Here is a 697-nt window from a genome sequence, read left to right as displayed (position 1 = left end):
TTTTAGGTAGTGAGTGCTGACGATGGTTCGTCCCGCTTGCCCCACCATGAGATGGCATCCCAAACCGGCCAGCATTTTAGCGACTGGTCGCATAAAGTCTAAGTGTCTTACAAATTGTGCTTCCACAAACTCAAAATTGAGACACTTTCTCTGCTCGCGTGACAACTGTAAGAGTTCATCACGAAACCACTTGAAGTATTCGCGACTCGAAAAAGGCGTCACATTTAGATTTAGAGCATAATTTTTAGAGCTGTCAAAATTCTCTTTAAAGTCTTTTAAGAATTTATGAAGTACAGCTCTATCCATTTGAGCTTCATAGCCCACTTGTCTGATAGCAGAGATAAACCGGGACGCTTTAACAATGCCATTTTCAGGATCCCGAATTCGACATGTTAACTCTTCGTGTAAGGCTTTTTTATGCGTCGCATCACTGATTGAGTGAACCGATTGTGCGTAGAGTATCACATTTTCTGATGTAAGTGCCGTATCAAATAACGTACGCCATCTCACACTTCCGCGCGCTTCTTCATCGTGGTTCCATTTCTTAAAACGGCTCCAGTTATTGTTGTTTTGTAGCTGCGCACTTCTGAGTGCCGTTTCCGCCTCATCAATAATTTGGCTGTGTCGTTCTCCCTCTTTGTACATAGTGATACCAATATGGCACCAGTTGTCGGGGTCGAGCGGATCTGGCGGCGTA

Annotated in this window: 1 protein-coding gene; it reads right to left on the bottom strand. The window is 44.2% G+C overall.

What is annotated here, in order from left to right:
- On the bottom strand, positions 1-697 hold a 697-nt coding region (locus tag R7R24_RS27015; protein ID WP_318120166.1), incomplete at both ends, for an EAL domain-containing protein.

The sequence above is a fragment of the Vibrio sp. 704 genome, from assembly GCF_033339295.1.
This window is presented reverse-complemented; position numbering and strand designations above follow the sequence as displayed.